Here is a 6272-nt window from a genome sequence, read left to right on the forward strand (position 1 = left end):
AAACAATAAGGGATCCGTAGATCCCTTTATTCATCAATGTTCTTTTAATTTTTTTGCCAGTTCTTGGATGAAACCTTTAAATTCTTTTCCTAATTTCTCATGCTGCAAGCCATATTCCACAAAGGCTTTCATATAACCGATTTTATCTCCGCAATCAAAACTTTCGCCGGTCATATGGAATGCTTCGACCATTTCTTTTTCAATCAGCATATCAATAGCATCGGTTAATTGAATTTCATCACCTACACCGACAGGCGTTCTTTCCAATAAATCCCAGATCGTTGCAGAAAATACATAACGTCCTACAACCGCTAAGTTAGACGGTGCTTTTTCCACACTAGGTTTTTCTACAATACTATTAATTTTTGCACTATCACCGCCTTGTAGCTCCACGCCGCCGCAATCTGCAATCCCATAACTGCTTACTTCTTCTCTCGCCACCGGAGCCACCATAATTTGACTGGTTTTCGTTTCATTAAAACGCTTAATCATCGCAGAGAGATTTTCAGTTTTTTGGTTAGCGGTAAATTCAGCTAATAACACATCAGGTAACACTACCACAAAAGGCTCATTACCAACAGCCGGACGACCGCATAACACTGCGTGCCCCAAACCTTTTGCATTACCTTGACGGACGTGCATTAAAGTCACGTCTTTCGGACAAATTGAACGGACTTCATCCAGCAACTGACGTTTTACCCGTTTCTCCAACATGGTTTCCAATTCAAAAGAAGTGTCAAAATGGTTTTCGATAGCATTCTTAGATGAATGTGTAACTAACACGATTTCTTGAATTCCCGCTGCTACACATTCATTTACAATATATTGAATTAATGGCTTATCCACCAAAGTCAGCATTTCTTTCGGAATTGCTTTAGTTGCCGGCAACATGCGAGTTCCTAACCCAGCAACAGGAATAATCGCTTTCATAGTTTTCCTTCAAAAAATAAAATAGCATAAACCGCACTCTACCATCTTTAATAAAGTGCGGTCATTTTTTTATAATTATTGACGTAATAAAGCCAAAATTTCTTCGGTTTTTTCTGTCATTAATTTTTTATCGCCACGGGTTTCAAGATTTAAACGCACTACCGGTTCGGTATTTGAACTGCGTAAATTGAAGCGCCAGTTTGGATATTCGATGCTGATACCGTCTGTTTCATCTACGCTTAGTGCATCTTTTTCGTATGCCGCACGTACGCGAGCAATTGAGGCTTTCGCATCGGTTAATTTACTGTTGATCTCACCCGGTGACGGATAAGTTTCCAATGCTTCACCCACAAGTTGACCTAAAGTTTTTCCTGTAGTTGAAACCAATTCCATTACCAATAACCATGGGATCATACCACTATCACAATAGAAGAAATCGCGGAAATAGTGGTGAGCACTCATTTCACCGCCATATACCGCATCTACCGCACGCATTTTTTCTTTAATGAAAGAGTGACCGGATTTAGACATAATCGCTTCACCGCCATTTTCTTCCACTAATTTAATGGTATTCCAGATTAAACGCGGATCATAAATGATCTTCGCGCCTTTATATTTTTGTAAGAATGCTTGTCCTAACAATCCCACAATATAATAACCTTCGATAAAGCCACCGTTTTCATCAAATAAGAAGCAACGGTCGAAATCACCGTCAAAGGCGATCCCCATATCCGCTTTATTGGCTAATACCGCATCAATAGTGTCTTGGCGATTCTCATGCAAAATTGGATTAGGAATACCGTGTGGGAACGTACCATCCGGATTATTATGAACTTTCACAAATTCTACCGGAATGCGTCTGGCTTTAAATTGAGCTTCAATAGCATCAATGACATGCCCTGCCGCACCATTACCGGAATTAATCACCAATTTTAACGGTTTAAGATTATCTAAATTAATAAAAGAGAGTAAGTGTTCGACATAATCCCCCACTACGGATAATTGTTTATATTCGCCGCGTTTAGTCACTTCGGGGAAATTATTTTCTTCCGCTAAGCGTTGAATATCGGCCAATCCGGTATCGGCACTGATAGGACGAGACCCTTCACGCACAAGTTTTAATCCATTGTAATCCATTGGATTATGACTCGCGGTGACTTCAATACCACCGTCAGTTTTCAAGAATGAGGTGGCAAAATAAACTTCTTCTGTACCGACTTCCCCCAAGTCAATAACATTCACGCCGGAATCAAGCAAGCCGTTTGTTACCGCACTTTTCAATTCTTTGCTGGTTAAACGAACATCGCCTCCCACAACAATCGTTTTAGGCTTTAAAAACTGACCGAATGCCCGACCAATTCGGTATACAATATCTACATTTAGCTCAGAACCCAACTGACCGCGAATATCATAAGCTTTAAAACAAGTTAGTTTTCCCATTGAACTCCTCCAATACTGCCTTTTGTAAATAAAACCCTAAGCTTGTTCAACAAAGTCTTCATTTTCCACAGAATCCAGAGATTCTTTGATTCGGTGATAAATTTCTTCTCGATGAACAGAAACATCTTTAGGAGCCTTAACCCCTAATTTCACTTGATTACCACGAATATTCAAAACTGTGATAGATACATCATCACTAATGAGTAAGCTTTCGCCAACTTTACGAGTTAATATTAGCATACAAACCGCCCCATTTTTTATCAATATAAACGTCCTTGTTGCCAATCAATCCCTTATTTACTTAATAACTAATTCTCGACAACTCATTGGTAACTCGTTTATAAAACTTATAATTACAACAAATTGCGAGTTATCATACAAAAACTTACACTACTCAAGTAATAATGCAAGGAATACTTACAAATTTTGTGACAACCACTCCTCACAACACTTCAATGCTTCTATCGCATTTTCAGGTTGCGTACCGCCTGCCATAGCCATATCCGGCCGGCCGCCACCTTTTCCGCCAACTTGCCGAGCCATTAAATTGACCAGCTCACCGGCTTTTACTTTGCCGGTTAAATCTGCCGTCACGCCGACAATTAAATTAATTTTATCATTATTGACCGACGCAAAAGCCACGACTGCAGAACCTAACTGGTTCTTCAAATCATCAACCATAACCCGCAAAGATTTCGCTTCAACATTATCCAATTGCTGAATAACAACGGAAACGTCGTTAATTTTTACCGCACTTTTAGCAAAATCGGAACCCGCTTGTTGTGCAGCTTTTTCTTTCAACTGTTGCAATTCTTTCTCGGTTCTTTTCGCTTTATCTTGCAGCTGTTGAATTTTTTCCAACAAGGAATTAGTATCGGATTTTAATAACTCCGCACTTTGATTCAATAAAGCCTGCTGTTGATGTAACCAAGTAATTGCATTTTCACCGGTCACCGCTTCTACACGGCGAATACCTGCAGCGATTGCACTTTCACTGATAATTTTAAATAAACCGATGTCACCGGTGCGTTTTGCGTGAATACCACCACAAAGTTCAATAGAAAAATCGCCCATTGTGACAACGCGAACTACATCACCGTATTTTTCACCAAATAAAGCCATCGCACCTTTTGCTTTAGCCTCATCAATCGCCATTATTTCCGTGCTGATCGGGTTATTGGCACGCACTTCACGGTTTACAATACGTTCGACTTCCACTAACTGTTCTTTGCTGATTGCTTCCGGTTGAGCAAAGTCAAAACGTAATGCGGTATCTGACACTAAAGAACCTTTTTGGGCGACATGTTCCCCCAACACTTGACGCAATGCCGCGTGCAATAAGTGAGTTGCAGAGTGATTCAATGAAGTTTGTTGACGACGTTCAGCATCCACAACTGCATTAATAGTCTGCCCTACGGACAACGTACCTTGAGTCAATTCGCCAATATGCCCGAATACCTGACCATATTTTTGCGTATCTTTTACTTCAAACAATACGCCATTGGCTTGTAAACGGCCTGAATCACCAATTTGACCGCCGGATTCCGCATAAAACGGTGTATTTTCTAAAATAATCACCGCACTTTGGCCGGCTTTAATTTCATTTACCGCTCGACCGTCATAGAAAAGTGCGGTCACTTTTGCCAAAGTTTCCGATTCCGTATAGCCTTCAAATTTCGTTGTGCCCTCAACGCGAATTACATTATTGTAATCCATGACGAACTGATTTGCAGCCTGTGCTCGTTGACGTTGTGCTTCCATTTCTTTATCAAAGCCCGCTTCATCAACAATAATATCACGTTCACGACATACATCAGCGGTTAAATCTAACGGGAAACCGTAGGTATCATACAGTTTAAAGGCCACTTCACCGGATAATACACCATTTTTTACTTCCCCCAAGGCTTCGTCTAATAATGTCAAACCACGTTCTAAGGTACGAGCAAATTGTTCTTCTTCCAAACGTAATAATTTTTCAACGTTAACTTGTTTATCTTTAACTTGTTGACCGGCATCAGCCATGACTTCAATTAATGTCGGCACTAATTTATAAAAGAACGCTTCTTTCGCGCCTAATAAATGCCCGTGACGCACAGCTCGGCGAATAATACGACGTAATACATAACCGCGACCTTCATTCGACGGAATCACGCCATCAGCGATTAAATAGGCACAAGAACGAATATGATCCGCAATCACGCGTAGTGATTTATTATTTAAATCCGTTTCACCGGTAATTTCCGCTACTTTCTTAATAAGAACCTGGAAAATATCAATTTCGTAATTAGAATTTACGTGTTGCAATACCGCAGAAATGCGCTCCAAGCCCATTCCGGTATCTACAGACGGTTTTGGTAATTTTTCCATCGTGCCGTCTGCTTGGCGATTATATTGCATAAACACCACATTCCAAATTTCAATATAACGGTCACCGTCTTCTTCCGGCGATCCCGGCGGCCCCCCCCAAATATGATCACCATGATCATAGAAAATTTCCGTACAAGGACCGCAAGGACCAGTATCACCCATTTGCCAGAAATTGTCCGAAGCATAAGGTGCACCTTTATTATCACCGATACGAATAATACGTTCCGCAGGAATACCTACCGTTTTATTCCAAATATTATAGGCCTCATCATCGGTTTCATAGACAGTTACCCATAATTTTTCTTTTGGTAAGCCCAACCATTGTGACGAAGTCAGATATTCCCAAGCAAATTGAATCGCATCAGATTTAAAATAATCACCAAAACTGAAATTCCCAAGCATTTCAAAAAACGTATGATGTCGTGCTGTATAGCCGACATTTTCTAAATCATTATGCTTACCGCCTGCACGTACACAACGTTGTGCTGTTGTTGCACGATGATATGCACGTTTTTCCAATCCTAAAAATACCTCTTTAAATTGATTCATCCCTGCATTAGTAAATAGCAATGTCGGATCGTTTTCCGGCACTAAAGAACTGCTCGCTACAACCCGGTGCCCTTTACTATGAAAAAAATCAAGAAATGACTGTCTGATTTCAGCTGTTGTTTTCATTCATTAAAACCTTGTTTGTACTTATTAAATTTTTCTTTCTTTATTGTTACATATTTTGTAAGTTTATCAATCGCTAAATAGCTAATTATGTAAATTTTAGCAATTTTTTAAGCTACAAAAAAACAAAACCGCACATTCCATTTCACTTGCAATGAAAGTGCGGTCAAAAAATTCAATTTTTACTTACTATTCCGTCATTCCTCGTCACGAAGCGGCACAACAAGCATATCAATTGGAATATTATTCATTAATTGACGAGTTGAAGACATTAATTTACTCCAAAAATCTTGGTGATGTCCTGTAACCAATAAATCCACATCATATTGTGCGATAGCATCAGTTAAAACTTGACCGAGATCACCGCTACCACTCAAACGTTCTGCAACTGGATAACCTGCCTGATCAGCCAGCTGAGTTAATGCTTGATGGGTTTCGGTTGAAATACGGTCTTGCATTGAAGACATATTCACATCGATCAATCCTGTATACAAATCAGAGAAGTTAACATCAACGTGGATGATTGATAGTTTGGCTTCATTCCGTTTTGCCACTTTTACCGCTTTTTCTAATAAAAATGAACTTTCTTCTGAAAGATCGACGGCAACTAACACGTGTGTATACATATTCTACTCCTTAGTCCGATTTGACAGTTAATCTAATACTTTTTTCCGTATGCTCAAAGTATCATGTTTAACATAAAAAAAATATGAAGCAGATCACAGAATTGAGAAAATGATCAAAAATTTCTATATAAATTAAAAAAATAAAAAAACCGCAACTCTTTCAAATTGCGGTTTCTTTAATTTGAACCTGATGGTGTCCTACTCTCACATGGGGAAACCCCACACTACCATCGGCGT

Annotated in this window: 5 protein-coding genes; all 5 read right to left on the minus strand. The window is 39.5% G+C overall.

Features of this window, described 5'->3' with window-relative positions:
• Positions 1–33: 33 nt before the first annotated feature.
• Positions 34–930, minus strand: a complete 897-nt coding sequence (gene galU / locus EDC44_RS05650; protein WP_131976234.1) for a UTP--glucose-1-phosphate uridylyltransferase GalU — start codon at positions 928–930, stop codon at positions 34–36.
• Between the two features lie 75 nt (positions 931–1005).
• Entirely contained in the window at positions 1006–2370 is a 1365-nt protein-coding gene (locus EDC44_RS05655; RefSeq protein WP_131976236.1) for a phosphohexomutase domain-containing protein, read from the minus strand.
• 36 nt (positions 2371–2406) lie between these two features.
• Positions 2407–2610, minus strand: coding sequence for a carbon storage regulator CsrA (gene csrA, locus EDC44_RS05660; RefSeq protein ID WP_131976238.1), 204 nt, complete (start codon positions 2608–2610; stop codon positions 2407–2409).
• 177 nt (positions 2611–2787) lie between these two features.
• Positions 2788–5412: an alanine--tRNA ligase gene (gene alaS, locus EDC44_RS05665; RefSeq protein ID WP_131976240.1), complete on the minus strand. Its 2625-nt coding sequence runs from the start codon at positions 5410–5412 to the stop codon at positions 2788–2790.
• Positions 5413–5606: 194 nt separating this feature from the next.
• On the minus strand, positions 5607–6035 hold the full coding sequence (gene uspA, locus EDC44_RS05670) for a universal stress protein UspA (RefSeq protein ID WP_131976242.1): 429 nt from the start codon (positions 6033–6035) through the stop codon (positions 5607–5609).
• Positions 6036–6272 lie beyond the last annotated feature (237 nt).

The sequence above is a fragment of the Cricetibacter osteomyelitidis genome (assembly GCF_004340985.1).
Taxonomy (GTDB): domain Bacteria; phylum Pseudomonadota; class Gammaproteobacteria; order Enterobacterales; family Pasteurellaceae; genus Cricetibacter; species Cricetibacter osteomyelitidis.

What these genes read in the sequence shown, in the direction of transcription:
- galU (WP_131976234.1), bottom strand. Translation starts at nt 930, where the DNA reads ATGAAAGCGATTATTCCTGTTGCTGGGTTAGGAACTCGCATGTTGCCG.
- EDC44_RS05655 (WP_131976236.1), bottom strand. Translation starts at nt 2,370, where the DNA reads ATGGGAAAACTAACTTGTTTTAAAGCTTATGATATTCGCGGTCAGTTG.
- uspA (WP_131976242.1), bottom strand. Translation starts at nt 6,035, where the DNA reads ATGTATACACACGTGTTAGTTGCCGTCGATCTTTCAGAAGAAAGTTCA.
- csrA (WP_131976238.1), bottom strand. Translation starts at nt 2,610, where the DNA reads ATGCTAATATTAACTCGTAAAGTTGGCGAAAGCTTACTCATTAGTGAT.
- alaS (WP_131976240.1), bottom strand. Translation starts at nt 5,412, where the DNA reads ATGAAAACAACAGCTGAAATCAGACAGTCATTTCTTGATTTTTTTCAT.